Source organism: Streptomyces sp. XY431 (assembly GCF_001279805.1).
GTDB lineage: Bacteria > Actinomycetota > Actinomycetes > Streptomycetales > Streptomycetaceae > Kitasatospora > Kitasatospora purpeofusca.
On the sequence record NZ_LGDO01000507.1, the window covers coordinates 55825 to 72211 of the forward strand.

Genomic DNA, 16387 nt, shown 5'->3' on the forward strand with positions numbered 1-16387 from the left:
AGGCTGACTCGGGCGGGGTGGCATCGGTAGCGCCGCCCCCGACCGTTATTCCACCGCTTTGGGGAGCAACCATGAAGAGGTTCCCGCGCGTCCTCGTCGGCGCCATGGCCGCCGCCGCCTGCACCGCCACCCTCTCCGGGACCGCCGGCGCGACGTCCCCCGCCGCCGGGGCGGCCGTGCCCGCCTGGGCCGCGGACGCCCCGGCTCCGCTGCCGGGCTTCCAGCTGATCCTGCCCGGCAGCCCCGCCGCCGCAGCCGCGCGGACGGCCCTGGAGACCTTCCGCTTCAAGAACCGCCATTCCAACCTCTGTCTGGAGATCCGCGGCGACTCGACCGCCGACGGGGCCACCGCCAACCAGTGGACGTGCAACGGCTCGGCCACCCAGGCGTGGATCAGTGGGAGCAATGCGAACGGCGGCTTCAAGTTCACCAACGTCAACTCGGGCAAGTGCCTGGAGATCCGCGGCGACTCGACCGCCAACGGGGCCACCGCCAACCAGTGGACGTGCAACGGCTCCAAGACGCAGGGCTGGTACTGGTACGGCAACAGTGACGGCTCCATGTACTTCCGCAACGTCAACTCCGTCTCCAGCTCCCCGTCGGGCAAGTGCCTGGAGATCCTCAGCTGGCGCACCGGCGACGGCGACCCGGCCGGGCAGTGGGACTGCCACTACGGCTACAACCAGCTGTGGTTCGAAGCCTGACATTCCCGGGACACCCGGCGGGCCGACCGGGGACAGATCCGGTGCACCGGCCGGACCGCCGGGATCCACGTGCGACCGTCCGCTCGTGACGCGAGGGGCCGCCGGGCATTGCGCCCGGCGGCCTTCCCCGCCCGGTCCGGCCACCTCTCCCGCTGCCGCAGGTCGGCAGGCCAGGAAGGGCCTGTGCCTGCAGTGTGTCGCTCGCAGACGGGGGGGTGGTGACGGGCGCCGTCGGAGCGCTCATCATAATTACTCCGCCTGCAATCCATGTGGGCCGTTCCGCCCCGCGGGTCCGTGCCCGCCGGATCGGACTCCCGTCCCCACCCCCGAAGGACCGCATCGTGCGCCCCACTCGCGCCAAGGGCCTGCTCGCCGCAGGCCTCGTCACCGTGCTCGGTGGCCTTCCCGCCGCCACGGCTTCCGCCGCCACCGCCGGACCGGCCGGCTCGAACGACGAGGCGCCCGGGGTACTGCGGGTCGACGCCGGGGACCCGGCGTGCTCGGACGCCGCGACGGGAACGGCGGCGAAGCCGTTCTGCTCCGTCACCGCGGCCGCCGCGGCGGCGCTGCCGGGGCAGACGGTCCAGGTGACCCGGTCCTCGAACGGCTCCGGGGCCGTGGTCACGAAGTCCGGCGAGCCCGGTCGGCCCATCACCATCAAGGGCGCGGTGGGCGGCGATGTACGGCTGTCCGGTGTGCACGACGTCGTCCTGCAGTCGACGACCGCGCGGGAGATCCAGGTCACCGGGTCCAACCGGGTCACCGTGACCCGCGCCGATGCCTTCGGGATCAAGGTCACCGACTCCCCCGGAACGACCCTGACCAACAACACGCTCGCCGACAGCTGCACGGCCGGCATCGAGCTGGCCGGCGACTCCGCCGGCTCCAACCTCTTCAACAACCTGGTGCTCAACCACTTCTCGCCCGCCGCGCCGTTCAGCTGCCCGAACCCCGCAGGCGCGGAGATCGTGGTCTCCGCGCTGTCGGCGAAGGACACCCGGGCCGGCTCCAACACCGTCGCGCCGTACTGGACGAACTTCAGCAACGGCACGCCGTACCTCTGGGCCGGCACCGCGCACTCCACGCCCGAGTCCCTCTCTGCTGCGACGGACGGCCGGGCCGGCACCCACGACCACGTGCTGCCGCGCTGGCAGGACGGCAACGCCGCGAACAGCGAGGTCGTCGACTCCGCCGACGAGAACGCGCCGGGCTTCGTACCGGCCGCGCACCCGGCCGACGACCCGTCCCGCCCGAACCTCGGCACCGGCCTCGGCTACCACGACCGCGGCGCGAGCGAGCGCCAGGAGCCCATCACCACCGCCCAGTTGGCGGCCGACCAGCAGCGGGCCCCCTACGGCACCGAGATCACGCTGACGGCGACCACCGGCCCGGAGACGGCCCACTGGCCGACCTCCGTGATGAGCTACCGCTACGACTTCGGCGACGGCACCCCCTCGGTCACCTCGAACTCCCCGTCCGTCAAGCACGTCTACACCAAGGCGGGCACCTTCTACGCGAACGTCACCGTGGACACCGGCGGCGGCCAGCCGTTCACCGGCCGCTACGCGGTGCAGGTGCAGAGCACCGTCCCGGGCCCGCTGACCACCCGCGCCACCGTCCAGCAGGTCGTTCCGGACCAGTTCGACACCTCCGACGCCCCGCCGCTGGGCGTGCGGCTCGACCCGTCGGCGACCTCCTCGCCGTGGCCGGTCGCCAAGGTCGTGGTGGACTACGGCGACGGCTCCCCCGCCGTCACCCGGAACACCCTGGACCCGGTCGTCCACGGGTACGCCTCGCCGGGCGACTACACGGTCACGGTGACGGTCACCGACAGCACCGGCCGCACCAGCACCGCCGCCTACCCCTTCCGGGCCGCGTACGCCCCGACCGGATTCCTGCGCACGCAGCCGTACCGGCTCGCCGACACCCGCGAGGACGCGAACCTCGACCTCACGGGCGGCCGCGAGGTGCCGTTCACCTTGCCGACCGGCACCGCGCCCGGGGCGAACGGCGTGCCGGGCAACGTCTCCACGGTCGTCCTGAACGTGACCGTCACCGAGGCCACCGAGGACACCCACCTCACCGTCTGGCCGACCGGCCAGCCCCGCCCGACCACCTCGAACGTGAACGTGGCCGCGGGCCGCACCTCGTCCAACCTCGTCACCGTGCCGATCGGCGACGCCAAGCGGATCAGCACCATGCTGAACGCCGGTCGCGCCGAGGTCATCGTCGACGTCGTCGGCTTCTACCGCCCCAACGGCGGCGACCTGTTCACCCCGCTGTCGCCGAACCGGCTGGTGGACACCCGCGACAGCTCCGCGCTGGGCTCGGGCGAGACCCGCGCGGTGAAGGTCGCGGGCGTCGGCGGCGTCCCGGCCGACGCCACCTCCGTGGTGCTCAACCTGACCAGCACCGAGACCTCGGTCGACACCCACCTCAAGGTGTACCCGGGCGGCGGGACCAAGCCGGTCAGCTCCAACCTGAACCCGGAGCCCGGCAAGGACAAGTCCAACCAGGTCGTCGTCCCGGTCGGTCCGGACGGCACCGTCAACGTGTACAACAACGCCGGTTCGACCCACGTCATCCTCGACGTCTTCGGGTACTACGCCCCGAACGGCAAGGCCAAGTTCACGCCGACCGTGCCCGTGCGCCTGACCGACACCCGCACCACGCCGTTCGCCAAGCCCGGCCCGGACAGCACCACCGTCGTCGGCGGCATCCCGGCCGGCGCCCGGGCGGCCGTCCTGAACGTCACGTCCACCGACACCACCGACGACAGCTACCTCACCGTGCACGCCCACGGCGCCCCCCGCCCCGGCACCAGCAACCTCAACCTGCTGGCCGGCCGGACCGTGCCCAACCACGTCACCACCCCGGTCGGCGCCGACGGCAAGGTCGACGTCTACAACCACGTCGGCAGCACCGACATCATCGCCGACCTGTTCGGCTACTTCACCGACGCCTGGCCCCAGGGCTGACGGCACGCGGCGTGATCAGCGGCGGGGCGGGGCGGGGCGGCAACCGGAAGGCGACCGTCCCGCGCCGCCGTCATCGCCCCGGAGCGCCACAGCTGGTCCACCGGGAACGTCCGGGGCCCCGGCAGGTCGGCGCGGCACGGCTCAGGCTCCGCCCTCGCGTCCGCTCGGCAGCGGCTGCTCCTGGTCCTGGTCCTCCGCGGCGACCTCGGCCTGCACGCCCCGGCGGAGGCCGACGATCGCCACCAGCGCCGCCACGGCCATGATGGCAGCCATCCAGTGGAAGACCGTCTGGGTGGCGTGGGCGAAGTCCTCCCGGAAGAACTGCGGGACGGCCGCGGCGCCCCCGCTCCCGCCGCTCTGCGTCTGGACCTGGGAGAGGTGGGCGGCCGTGGCTGCCGCCTGGTCGTGCGGCAGGCCCTGGGCGACCAGGGAGTCGGTCAGCCGGGTCCGCAGGTCGGTGACCAGGACGGTCCCCAGCACCGCCAGCCCCAGGCCGGCGGCGTAGTTGCGAACCGTCTGGGTGATGCCGGTCGCCTCGCCGTAGGACAGCCGGGAGGCCCGGTTGACCGCGTCCGTGCTGGCGGGCGAGAGCATGAAGCCCATGCCCGCGCCCGCCAGCACGACGTCCCACTGCTGCTCGCCGAAGCTCAACGAGGTCACGTCGCCCGCCCACAGGTGGAACCCGACCGCGGCCAGGACGCACCCGATCACCACCGGGCGTTTGGCGCCGCCACGGTCGAGCATCCGGCCGCCGATCTGCGAGGCGATCACGAAGCCGATGAAGAAGTACAGCAGGAAGACACCGGCCTCCGAGGAGGAGTCGCCCAGCGCGATCTGCGCGTACTCGCTGGAGAAGAAGAACACCGGGACGAAGACCAGCATCGAGATGCCGAGCACCAGGTTCTGCACCGAGAACGCACGGATGCGGAAGATGTCCACCTGGATCAGCGGCGAGGCGGTGCGCTTCTCGACGAGCACGAAGACGACCAGCAGCACGACTCCGGCCGCGATGCAGAGCCCGATCGCCGGGTTGGACCAGCCCCAGACCTGCGACTGCTGGAACCCGAAGACGCTCAGCGCGACACCGCCGGCGATCAGGGCCAGGCCCCGGTAGTCCATGGGCGCCGGGCGGATCTCCGTCACCGGCTTGGAGATCGCGACCAGCACCAGCGCGACGGCGGCCACCGGCAGGTTCACCCAGAAGATGGCACGCCAGGTCCACTCGGTCAGGTAGCCGCCGAGGACCGGTCCGATCGCGGTCAGACCGCCCGCGATACCGAAGAACAGGGCCAGCGCCCGCCCCCGCTCGCGCAGTGCGAAGCTCTGCACCACGATCGCCAGCGCCGCCGGGAACATGATGGCGCCGCCGAAGCCCTGGACGGCGCGGAAGGTGATCAGCCACGCCTCGGCCAGGCTCCCGGTGGGGGTGAGGCCGCAGCAGGCCGAGGCGCCCGCGAAGACCAGCACCCCGAGCACCACCATCCTGCGGTGGCCGACGGTGTCGGCGAGCCGGCCGCCGAAGGCGAAGAACGCCGCCAGCGTGAGCAGGTAGGCGTTGACCGCCCACTGCACGCCCGTACTGGTCAGCTTCAGCTCGTACTGGATGTTCGGCACGGCGATCGACACGATGGTCTGGTCGATGAAAGTCATCGCGACGGCGAAGATCATCGCTGCCAGCACCAGATAGCGCGAGGATCCGCCGGCGGGAGCAGTGGCCATCGCTGTGCCTCCGGGGTGCGTCCGCACGTCGGCTGCCGGCAGGCCACCTGTGGGGCGGGCCGTTCGCGGCCGAACGGGCCCGGATTCCTGCCGTTGGTTCGGCGACTCCCATGCTAGCGACCGGCCCGGGGCAACGCCTGCCGGACCAGGACCGGGGCGGTCAGTGATCCGTGAGCGCGCCCGGCATGCTGCGCCGGCGGTGGTCTCGCGGTGTCAGCCCGTACGCCTCGCGGAAGGCCCGGCCGAACGCGGACGCGTTCGCGAAACCCCAGCGCGCGGCGAGGTCCCGCACCGAGTGGTGGGCCAGCTCCGGCCGGGCGAGGTCGGCACGGCAGCGTTCGAGGCGGCGACGGCGGATCAGCCTGCTGACGCTCTCCTCCTCGTGCTGGAACAGCAGGTGCAACGAGCGCACGGAGATGTGGTGGCGCTCGGCGATCGTGCCGGGCGCGAGGTCGGGGTCGTCGAGGTTGTGCTCGATGAACACCTTCACCCGCTCCAGCAGGGCCCGCGACTGCGCCCCGGCGTCGACCTCGCGGGCGGCGTCGGCGTGCTCGGCCAGGCAGACGGCGGCGAGGTCCCGGGCGATCGCGCCCAGCCGCCCCAGCTCCTCCGGCCCGCACTCGGCGGCGTGCTCGCCCAGGGAGGTGAGGAACCGGACCAGGATCGCCCCCGTCCCGCGCTGGGCGGGGATCCGCCGGGCGAGCAGCCGGTCGGCCTTGTCGGGGTTGATCGGGAGCTCCGTCCGGGGGATGTGCAGGACGAGGCGGCGGCTGCCCCCGTGCTCGTCCCGCGCCCCGGCCTCGAACGGCCGCGAGGTGTCCCGGAGCACCAGCTCGCCACTGGCCGGCCCGGAGTCGGTGCCGCGCCGGGAGATCCACATCGGGTTCGCCCCGTCGACCAGCGCCAGCTGGTACTGCTCGGGATCGCTGCGCCGGGTCAGCGCCGCCGACCGGCGCGAACGCAGCGCGGGGTGGGTGTGGATCGACACCCCGACCGGACCGAGGCTCAGGAAGGCCGCCTCCGCCTCGAAGTCACCGGCCTGCGGACTGCCGACCGCCACCGGGGCCGCGTCACGGGCGACCATGTCGGTGAACCACTTGAACCAGTGCGCCGCCGGCACCCCGGCACCGGACCTCGTCGACCACACGTACTGACCCCCCGTCATCTCGACCACGCACGGCGGCCGAACCCTCGTCCAGTGTAGTTTCCGCACGTCACCGGCCCGTCCCTGACCCGTCGTCCGCTCGCGGCGCTACGGACGTGCCGGTACGGCAGGTTCTGCTGCCTGCACGCTTCACGTCCTCCCCCCTGTCGAACGAACGCTTGTCACGCTACCCGCCGCACAATGGTCCGATGAAAGACGTTTTCGCCGCGCCCGGTCCCGTCGTCCTCGGTGTGGACGACCTGCGGCCGCTCCCCCGGGCGACGCGGATCGCCCGCACCAGCCAGGAGGGTGTCCTGCTCCTGGAGGAGCACCGCGACAGCTACGTGGACGAGCTGTGGCTCGACCACGATCTCGGCGGCGACGACACCGTCATGCCGGTGGTGACCCTGCTGGAACAGGCCGCCTTCGACGGACGGCCGTTCCGGATCGGTGAGGTGCTCGTCCACAGCGCCAACCCCGTCGGCGCCGCAACCGTGGTCCGGTCGCTCGAGCGCTGGGGCTACCGCGTCCGGCGGGCGTCGGCCGAGGGACATTCCGGCGGGTCCTGACGAGCTGCACCGCTCGGTACGGCGTCGGCTGCCGGGCGCCCGGATCCTCCCGGACGGGTGCCCGTGAAGGTGCAAACGCGCTGATGAGAGGATCGCGGGGGCGACCGCCGGTCGCCGCCGTCCGGCCCCGCGGGGGCCTTACGGACGCGACAGCAGGACACCAGGAGCAGGGGCACATCGTGCGGGGGCGCAGTACGGAGCAGGAGCAGATCGGCCGACTGCTGGCGGACGGCCGCCGGGGGAACAGCGGCGCGCTGCTGCTCCACGGTGAGGCGGGGATCGGCAAGAGCGCCCTGCTCGACTGGGCCGCCGGGCAGGCCGGGGGTGCCCGGGTACTGCGGGTGGAGGGCATCGAGTCGGAGATGGAGCTCGCCTACGGCGGCCTCCACCAGTTGTTCCTGCCCGTGCTGGACCTCGTCGACGGCCTGCCGCCGGCGCAGGCCGCCGCCCTGCGGGCGGTGTTCGGACTCACCGCCGACGAGGTGCGGGACAGTTTCACCGTCGGCCTCGCGGTCCTCACCATGCTGTCGGAGGCCGCCGCCGACGGGCCGCTGCTCTGCCTGGTCGACGACGCGCAGTGGGTGGACCAGCCGTCGGTGGACATGCTGACCTTCGCCGCGCGCCGGCTGCGCGCGGAGGGCGTCGTGATGCTCTTCGCGGTCCGCGACGGGGCGCCGGGCGCCACCGTGAAGGGCCTGCCGGGGCTGCTCGTCGAGGGTCTGGACCGGACGGCCGCCGCCGAACTGCTCACCGGACTGCCCCCGTACGTCGCCGATCGCGTGCTGGAGGAGGCCGGGGGCAATCCGCTGGCGCTGATCGAACTGTCCGCCGCCCTGACGCCCGCCCAGCGCGCCGGTCGGCTGGGCCCGCTGGCGCTGCCCGAGACGGCCGCCGCACTGCGCGGCCGGATCCAGGACGGCTTCCTGGAGCAGGTCGGGCGGCTGCCGGAGGCCGCGCGGCTGGTGCTGCTGGTCGCGGCCGCCGACGACACCGGGAGCCTCGGCACGGTGCTGGCGGCCGCCCGGGAGCTCGGTGCGGGCGTGGAGGACCTCGAACCCGCCGAGCGGGCCGGGCTGGTGGTCCTCTCCGGCGAACTGGTGCGCTTCCGGCACCCGCTGGTCCGGTACGCCGCCTACCGGAGTGCCCCGCTCGCCCGCCGGATCGCCGCCCACCGCGCGCTCGCCGGGGCGCTGGACGAGGCCGGACAGCCGCACCGGCGGGCCTGGCACCTGGCCGCCGCGGCGACCGGCCCGGACGAGGGGGTCGCCGAGGAGCTGGAGCGGGTCGCCGAGTGGGCCGGGAACCGGCAGGCGATGGCGTCCGCCTCCGCGGCGTACGAGCGCGCCGCCCAGCTGACCGCGGACCGGGACCTGCGGGCCCGGCGCCTGGTCCAGGCCGCCCGGAAGGCCGCCGACGCGGGTCAGGACGAGCGCTGCGGCGCCCTCGCCGACCAGGTGCCGATGCCGCTGGCGGACCAGGAGGTGGCGGCGAACTTCGCCCGGGCCAGGGCGGTGGTCGAGCTCGGCTACCGCAGCCCGGCGGCGGCCGCCCGGATCCTGCTCGACAGCGCCGACGCGACCGGTGCCGCGCACCCGGAGGCGACGGCCTCGCTGCTCGTCGACGCCGTCCACGCGGCCTACTCGGGCGGGGACGCGGCACTGATGGCGGAGGTCGCGTCCCGCGCCCCCGAGCTGCCCGTGCTCGCCGTGCCCGCCGGATTGTTCGGGGACGACGTGCCCGGCGCGCTCACCGCGCTGCGGCCGCTGGTGGCGGCCACGGACGAAGCGGACACGGGTGTGATGGAGCGCCTGCTGACCGGCATCCACTGCCTGCTGACGGGCGACCACCCGACCGCCCGCCGGGTGGCGCTCGGTGCCGTCGCCCGCTGCCGGGACCAGGGCATCAGCGGCTGGCTCCCCACCACCCTCGACCTGCTGGTCCGCGCGGAGCTGGCACTGGGCCACCACGAGGAGGCGACGGCCCGGGGCACCGAGGCGCTCCGGCTGGCCGAGTACTACGACCTCGCCCACCGGGCCTCCCACCTGCGCGCCGCCCTGGCGCTGCCGGCCGCCGCCCGGGGCGAGGAGGACCAGGTCCGGGCCCTGACCGAGGAGGCCCTCGGGTACGCGCGGCCGCGCGGCGTGGGCCGGGCCGCGGCGGACGCGCTCTGGGCCCGGGGTCTGCTCGAACTGGGCCTGGGCCGGGCGCAGGCGGCCCTCGACGAACTGGCGGCGGCCCGGCAGGAGCTCGGCCATCCGCTGCTCTGCCTGCCGCTGCTGCCGGACCTGGTGGAGGCGGCGGTCCGGGCGGGCCGCCCGGAGCGGGCGGCGCAGGCGGCGGGTGTGCTCGACGAATGGGCCGGCGCGCTGGACCGGCCCGCGCTCGGCGCCCTGGCCGCCCGGTGCCGGGCACTGACCGGCCCCGACGGCTCGGCCGAGCAGCACTTCACCGCGGCGCTCGCCCTGCACGGGGACGGGAACGGGAACGGGAACGGGCACGAGGACGGGACCGGGGACGGGAACGCGTTCGACCGGGCCCGCACCGCGTTGCTGTACGGGGAGTGGCTGCGCCGTCTGCGCCGGCAGCTCGACGCCCGGGAGCAGTTGCGCGCCGCGCTGGACGGCTTCGAGGCGCTCGGCGCGCGGCCCTGGGCCGAGCGGGCCAGGTCGGAGCTGGGCGCGGCCGGCGGGGAGACCGTGCTGACCGCCCGGCAGGACGGGCCGATCAGCCTGCTCAGCCCGCAGGAGCGGGAGGTGGTCCGGCTGGCCGCCACCGGGGCGAGCAACCGGGAGATCGCGGCACAGCTGTTCCTCAGCCCGAGGACGGTCGGGCACCACCTGTACCGGGCCTTCCCCAAGCTGGGTGTCGGCTCCCGGACCGAACTCGCCGCCCTGCTGGCCGCCTGAGGCGGGGCGGCGCCGAGGGACGGCGGGACGGCCCCGAGGGGGTGGCGCCCCCGGGGAGCGGTCGGCCGTTCAGGCGGTCGGGGCCGTTTCCGGCGCCGACCAGATCAGGCGGGTCTGGGAGACCCGGTAGCCGGCCCGGGCGAAGGCGGCGGCCATCGGGGCGTTGTCGGTGTCCGTGGTGGCCGTGATCAGCTCGGCCCCCGCCTCCGCCTGGACCCGGGTGATCTCGGCCAGCACCTCGTCGACGTACCCCCGGCCGCGCAGTTCGGGGACCACGCCGAGGTAGCCGACGTTGCGGTTGTACGGCGTCGCCGACGGCAGGGCCAGACCGGCCACCTCGCCGTCGGGGGTGCGGGCGATCCGCCACCAGGAGCGCTCCCCCGGGCAGCCGAGGTAGAAGTCCACCTCCTCCTGGGCGGTGGCCTCGGCCCCCATCAGGGCGATGTTGCGGCGGGTCTCGCCGTCCAGGCTGCCCACCGCGATCCGTCGGAAGACGTCGAGGAACTCCTCGTCCGTGCCCTCGGTGAAGGTCAGCCGCCCGCTGGAGGCCGGCAGTCCGGCCTCGGGCGTCCACTCCAGGCGCAGCCGTTCCACCACGTCGGTGAGCCCGGCGGCCAGCGCGGCGTCGCGCCGCCAGTCGGTGGCCGCGACCGCGGCCGGGTCCTCGCGCCAGCCCTGCGGGAGCGTCAGGTTGTAGAGCGGGAGCTTGGTCGCGCCCTGCTCGGTGAAGGCCCGCAGGCCGGCCCGGACCAGGTCGGCGCCGAGCGCGGCGCGGTCCTCGACCGAGGGGTCGACGTACAGGCAGTCCAGGGCGAGCGGGTGTTCGCCGGTGGCGTGGCCCCACCACAGGGCGCGGGCCAGTACCCGGCCGTCCTGCTCGGCGATCCAGGTCCACTCCGGGCGGTACATGCCCTCCTTCAGTTCCTCCAGGTAGCGGTCGGCCTCGATCCAGCCGACCGGCTCGTCGACGGTGACGGCGGTGACCCGGTCGAGGTCGGCCTCGGTGATGGGGCGCAGCTGCATACGGTTCTCCTTCGTGTAGGTGGTGAGGGTGACGCCGGAGCTGAAGACCCGGGAGTCGGTCAGCGTGAAGGCGGTGGGCCGGAACGGGGCGCGGAACAGCGGGACGCCGGAGCCGGTGGCCAAGGGGTGGCGCTCGACGACCAGTTCGTCGATCTCCTCGATCAGCTGTCCGGCGAGGTCCGCGCCGCCGCGCAGCCAGATGCCCGCGCCGTCCTGGGCCTTGAGCGCGCGGACGAAGGCCACCGGGTCACCGGGGACGAGCTCCACGGCGGGGTCGAGACCGTCGGGAGTGTTGGAGAAGAGGTACTGGGTGAGGTGCGGGTAGGGGCTGGTGCCGTCGGCGGCGAGGCCGGATTCGTAGCCGGCGCGGTCCATCAGGACGGTGTCGAAACGCCGGCCGGCGGTGGGGTTCGCGGCCCCACCGCCGTGGGCCGGGACGGTCTCGGGGTACTCGGCCAGCCGTGCGGCGGCGAGGTCGCCCTCGAAGGGGAGGAAGTCGGACTTGCCGTCGGGTCCCGCGACGAAGCCGTCGAGGGTGGTGCCGACGTAGTAGGTGAGCTGGCGCACGCGGCCTGCTTTCGTTCTCGGTGCTGGGGGGTGACGTCACTGACACTAGGTCGGCCACCGGACGACCGGCTTCAGTCATGCCGACGTAATGTGACCGGCCGCCGCCGGGCCGACCGGGGTCGTCCTGCCGCACGCCGGGCCGCCGGGGCGCGGGCACGGGCATCGGACCTGAGCGTCCGCCGGGCTTCACCTGGGCGGCCGATCGGCCGATGCAGTACTCGGGGCGCGCCGCCGAGCGGGTGCGGCGCGGGCCCGGGGACGAGGAGGAACGCGTTGGCAGAGCGGACGTTCGTGGTCGGGACGGCCCCCGGAGCGGTGCCGGGGGTCGGGCACGCCTGGCAGATGATGCGCAGCCCGGTCCGGTTCATGACCGCGCTGGCCGCCCACGGCGACCTGGTGCGGATCAGGCTCGGCCCGTCCACGGCCTACGTGCCCTGCCATCCCGAACTGCTGCGCCGGGTACTGACCGGCGACCAGGTCTACGACAAGGGCGGGGTCTTCTACGACCGGGCCCGCGACGTCGCCGGCAACGGCCTGGTCACCTGCCCGTACCAGGACCACCGCCGGCAGCGGCGGCTGATGCAGAGCGCCTTCACCCGCCCGCAGCTGCGGCACTACGCCGAGGCGATGCACACCGAGATCGAGGCCACCACGGCGCGCTGGCGGGACGGCCAGGTGATCGAGGCGTTCCCCGAGCTGTACGGGCTGGCGCTGCGGGTGGTGGCCCGCACGCTCTGGTCGACCGCGCTCGACGAGGGGCTCACCCGGGGCGTGGAGCGGGCCTTCGACACGGTGCTGAACGGGCTGTTCCGGCAGATGTTCCTGCCCCGGTCGCTGCGCCGCCTGCCGACCCCGGCCAACCAGCGCTACCGGACGGCGCTGCGGCAGCTGCACGAGGTGACCGAGCGGCTGATCGCCGGGTACGAGGGGAACCCCGGGTCGACAGCCGGGGCGACCCCGGACCTGCTCGGCGCGTTGCTCGCGGCCCGGGACGAGGACGGCGGGCGGCTGACCGACGCCGAGGTGCACGACCAGGTGATCACCGTGATGGCGGCGGGCACCGAGACGGTGGCCGCCACGCTGGTGTGGGTCTTCCACCGGCTGTCGCGGCACCCGGAGGTCGCCGAGGAGCTGTACCGGGAGATCGACACCGTCCTCGGCGGGCGCCCGGTGGGCTGGGAGGACCTCCCCGCCCTCCCCCTGACCGGTCGGGTGATCACCGAGACCCTCCGCCTCCACCCGCCCGGCTGGCTCTTCACCCGCCTGACCACCACCGGCACCGAGCTGGCGGGCGTCCCGCTGCCGAGCGGCTCCACCCTCGTCTTCAGCCCCGCCGCCGTGGCCCGCAATCCGGAGGCTTTCCCGCGGCCGGACGAGTTCCGCCCCGACCGCTGGCGGCCCGAGGAGGAGTCGCCGCTCGCCCGCCAGGCGTTCACCGCGTTCGGTGGCGGCGCCCGCAAGTGCCTGGGCGACCTGTACGCGCGGACCGAGGCCACCCTCGTCCTCGCCACCGTCCTCTCCCGCTGGCGGCTGGCCCCCGAGCCGGACGCCGATGTCCGCGCCGTCCCGCTCGCCACCGTCTACCGGCCGCGACGGCTGCGCCTGCGGCTGTCGGAGCGTGAACCGCTGCCGAGCCCGGCGGGCGCACCGTACGGGTGCGACGGCATGACGGGCCCGGGTGCGACGGCATGACGGGTGGCCCCGCCCGGCCGGACCGGCTTCGCGCTCGGGCTCGTGATGGCCGTCGACCAGGTGGCCGTGATCCTCGCCCCGCCCGCCCTCGGCCTGCTGCGGGACACCACCGGCGGCTGCACCGCCGCCTGGAGCACCCTCGCCGCGGCCACGGCCGGGACGGTGGCGGTCACGGCCCGAGGGGGGAAGCGGCGCGGCCCGGACGCCTCCCGCTCCGGCCGCCCGCTGCTCGGGCCGGGCGGGACGGCACCTCGTTCGGCGGCCTGAGGCCCTGAACCGCGTGGGCCGACGTGACCGGCCCCGGGCCTCTCCTCTCCTCTCCTCGGCACGGCACGGCACGGCACGGCGGCGAACGAGCCGAGGAGAGGCCGGGGATACCGGGGGCGGGTCAGTACCGCAGGTCGGCGGCGATCCGGCCGGCGTCCGAGAGAGTGCCGTCGGGGACGAAGGAGACCTGCGCACCGGTGTCGAGGGCGCGCTCGATCACCTCGTCGACGATGTCCTCGCGCGCCCCCGCCTGCTCGGCCTCGGCGGGCACCAGGTGGTCGCCCTCGTCGCGGACGGTGACCCGGAAGTTCTCCTCCACCACCAGCTGGGCGACCCGCCCCTCGGCAGCGGTCTGCCAGACCTCGTCCAGTCCGGCCGCGAACGCCTGACGGCCGCGGGCCTTGTCGAGCCGGGCGAGGGCGTCGGAGATCCCGGCGTCCGCATGCGCGCGGACGGCGGGCTCGACCACCTTGCGGACCGTCTCGGCGTCCGCCTGGGCGAGGCCGCCGTGCGGGATCTGCGCGGTGGCGCCGCGAGCGATCGGCCCGGCGCCGTCCAGCAGGGCGAGGGCCGCCGCCTCGCCGACCACGTACAGCGGGCGCGGGTCGGCGGCCAGCACCTTGCCGAGCTCGCTCTCCGCCTGCCGCAGGAAGGTCTTGGTCTCCTCGTCCTGGAAGGTGCTGGGCTTGTCGCCGATCCGCTCCTGCCGCTCCGGGTCGGGGTTCTCGTACTGGCGCACCAGCGGGAAGCCGTGCCGGGTGTCCTCCGCGACCCGCTCGCTGTTGCCGCCCCACAGCAGCACCCGGTCGGCGGCGAGCGCGAGCACCCAGTGCGGCCGCTCGGCCGCCTGGGCGGCGACCAGATTGCGGGTCAGGAAGGTGTCGGACAGCACCACCCGGGCGGGCGCGGTCCGGCCCAGCGACCAGACGTGGTGCTCGCCCGGTGCGACCAGGATCGCCAGACCGTCCTCGGCGTGCACCAGGTCGACCTCGGCGAGCGCCCGGTCGAGCTGCTCCAGCACATCGATCCGGACGGCGCGGGAGACCTCCGGGTCCTCCTCGATCCGCTTCTTCGCCGCGGCCGCCAGGGTGCGCAGCCGGACCGGGTCCTGCGCGTTGTCGGGCTCCCGGCGGTGCGTGGGCATCAGGATCGACACGGCCGGGTACGGCCTCGGGCGGCGCAGCTCGGCGAGGACGGCGGGGGTGAGAGCGGGGTACATGGGGGCCCTTTCCGAAGGCGGTTCGGCCTTCTGCGGGTGGACGCACACATCATGGATTTTGTCCCAATCATCACCAATTTACCCATTGGCGGAACGTGTTGTGGGACCTCGCACGCCCGTGCCGTCGTCGGCCGTCGCGCCGGCTCGGCCCGCGGGGCGGCGAGCAGCACCTTCCCGTAAATCCGTGGACGGACCGGAGGAGGGTCACGTACGGTGGCGCCACGCCTTGAGACGAACGGAAGGAGGCGAGTGCCGTGCAGTCCATACCTTTCCAGCGCTCCCCCTTCCGCTGTCCCGGCGTGCTTCACCAGTCCTGACCGGGAGCGCTCCAAGCAGCCTGCATCCCGGAGGAATCCATGACCGGTACGGTCATCCGCACGCTTTCCGCGAGCGAAGCCCACCTGTTCGACGCACACCCCGACCCCCTGGGCGCCCGCGAGGGCCACCGACGCACCACGTTCCGCCCCGGCTGGAAGCGCGTCGCCCTGCGCGACGGCGAGGTCGTCGCCCGCGGCGCCTGGTGGGGCGGCCCCGAGGACGCGGAGCCCGTCAACATCAACTGGTTCGACGTCACCGAGGGCGAGGAGGAGGCCGGGGCCGAACTCCTGCGCTCCGCCCCCTGGCAGGTCGAACTCGAAATCAACCTGCCCGGCGACTGGCGGGAACGGGCCGACCTGCGCACCGCCGCCGAGGCCCGCTTCGCCGCCGCCCGGGCCGCCGGGTACGAACTCCTCGTCGAACGCTTCCTGTACCGCTGGACCCCGGAGCGCGGCCTGCCCGAGCGCCCCGGCCGCCTGCGCTTCCGCCCCGAACCCGACGACACCGTATTCCTCGACGCCCTGCGCCGCATCCACTCCGCCACCCTGGACGCCCACGCGCTCCGGGCCGTCGAGGAGGGCGGCGTGGACCGGGCCGCGCAGGAGGAACTCGACTTCTTCCACTGGTGCCCGTCCCCCCGGGAGTGGTGGCAGACCGCACACACCCCCGACGGCGACCTCGCCGGCATCCACATCCCCGCCCACAACCCCTCCGGCCCGACCATCGGCTTCATCGGCGTCCTCCCCCAGCACCGCGGCCACGGCTACGCCTACGACCTCCTCGCCGAGTGCACCCACACCCTCGTCGAACAGGGCGCCGAATTCATCACCGGAGCAACCGACCGGACCAACCACCCCATGGCCGCGAACTTCACCAAGGCCGGCTTCCCCGTCGTCCGCGAACGCATCAACTTCCACCCGGCAGACCGAACGGCCTGACGAGCAGTAGCACCCGGCGTGTGCGGTCCGGGCCCCGCCCCGGGCCCGGACCGCACACCGGGGTGCCGGTGGACCGGATCAAGCGGGTCGAGGTCGGGGGGTGTGCTCCGTAGGTGCGGTCACGGTTCGGTGACTGCCGGTCGGATCCGTTCCGGAGCTTCGGGCGGGGCGGCATCCTGGGGTGCATGCGGGAGACCCGGTGGGTGGCAGGGATCGTGGACAACGACCTTGTCCAGGCGGCATTCTACGGCGGTCTGACGCTGGTGCTGGGCGCCCTCGTCCTGCAGCCGGACCAGGCCGTCGGGTACCTCGGCGGGGTCTACTAGCGAAATCCGGGCGTTCC

12 protein-coding genes are annotated in these 16387 nt (G+C 74.1%); 8 read left to right on the forward strand and 4 right to left on the reverse strand.

Translation table 11 applies throughout. The features are described from left to right. Positions 1–71: 71 nt before the first annotated feature. Complete coding sequence (locus ADK60_RS37065; protein WP_053651205.1) at positions 72–704, forward strand: RICIN domain-containing protein; 633 nt, start codon at positions 72–74, stop codon at positions 702–704. 341 nt (positions 705–1045) lie between these two features. After that, positions 1046–3682 carry a PKD domain-containing protein gene (locus ADK60_RS37070; RefSeq protein WP_159400732.1) on the forward strand — a complete coding sequence of 879 codons (2637 nt, stop codon included), beginning with the start codon at positions 1046–1048 and terminating at the stop codon, positions 3680–3682. Between the two features lie 141 nt (positions 3683–3823). On the opposite strand, the gene ADK60_RS37075 is transcribed toward ADK60_RS37070, so the two are convergent. Continuing rightward, positions 3824–5401 carry an MFS transporter gene (locus ADK60_RS37075; RefSeq protein ID WP_053651207.1) on the reverse strand — a complete coding sequence of 526 codons (1578 nt, stop codon included), beginning with the start codon at positions 5399–5401 and terminating at the stop codon, positions 3824–3826. Between the two features lie 160 nt (positions 5402–5561). Further along, positions 5562–6566: an AraC-like ligand-binding domain-containing protein gene (locus tag ADK60_RS37080; protein WP_063783383.1), complete on the reverse strand. Its 1005-nt coding sequence runs from the start codon at positions 6564–6566 to the stop codon at positions 5562–5564. A 188-nt stretch (positions 6567–6754) separates the two neighbouring features. On the opposite strand from ADK60_RS37080, the gene ADK60_RS37085 reads away from it, so the two are divergent. Both ADK60_RS37085 and ADK60_RS37090 read left to right on the forward strand, forming a co-directional pair. Further along, a complete protein-coding gene (locus ADK60_RS37085; protein WP_053651209.1) occupies positions 6755–7114 on the forward strand; it encodes a cyclic-phosphate processing receiver domain-containing protein in 360 nt (119 codons plus the stop codon). Positions 7115–7293: 179 nt separating this feature from the next. After that, positions 7294–10020: an ATP-binding protein gene (locus ADK60_RS37090; RefSeq protein ID WP_053651210.1), complete on the forward strand. Its 2727-nt coding sequence runs from the start codon at positions 7294–7296 to the stop codon at positions 10018–10020. 69 nt (positions 10021–10089) lie between these two features. Here the strand turns inward: ADK60_RS37090 and ADK60_RS47260 are convergent, their stop codons facing one another. Beyond that, positions 10090–11610, reverse strand: a complete 1521-nt coding sequence (locus ADK60_RS47260) for a GNAT family N-acetyltransferase (protein WP_234371451.1) — start codon at positions 11608–11610, stop codon at positions 10090–10092. 273 nt (positions 11611–11883) lie between these two features. Here ADK60_RS47260 and ptlI point away from each other — a divergent pair, with 273 nt between their 5' ends. Both ptlI and ADK60_RS37105 read left to right on the forward strand, forming a co-directional pair. After that, positions 11884–13302, forward strand: coding sequence for a pentalenene oxygenase (gene ptlI / locus ADK60_RS37100; RefSeq protein WP_053651211.1), 1419 nt, complete (start codon positions 11884–11886; stop codon positions 13300–13302). 3 nt (positions 13303–13305) lie between these two features. Beyond that, positions 13306–13569 carry a hypothetical protein gene (locus tag ADK60_RS37105; protein WP_053651212.1) on the forward strand — a complete coding sequence of 88 codons (264 nt, stop codon included), beginning with the start codon at positions 13306–13308 and terminating at the stop codon, positions 13567–13569. Between the two features lie 121 nt (positions 13570–13690). Here ADK60_RS37105 and ADK60_RS37110 read toward each other — a convergent pair whose 3' ends face one another. After that, positions 13691–14788, reverse strand: a complete 1098-nt coding sequence (locus ADK60_RS37110; protein ID WP_053651213.1) for a baeRF3 domain-containing protein — start codon at positions 14786–14788, stop codon at positions 13691–13693. A 356-nt stretch (positions 14789–15144) separates the two neighbouring features. Here ADK60_RS37110 and ADK60_RS37115 point away from each other — a divergent pair, with 356 nt between their 5' ends. After that, positions 15145–16044 carry a GNAT family N-acetyltransferase gene (locus tag ADK60_RS37115; RefSeq protein ID WP_053651214.1) on the forward strand — a complete coding sequence of 300 codons (900 nt, stop codon included), beginning with the start codon at positions 15145–15147 and terminating at the stop codon, positions 16042–16044. A gap of 185 nt (positions 16045–16229) precedes the next feature. Next, entirely contained in the window at positions 16230–16370 is a 141-nt protein-coding gene (locus ADK60_RS45365; RefSeq protein ID WP_159400733.1) for a hypothetical protein, read from the forward strand. Positions 16371–16387: the final 17 nt, after the last annotated feature.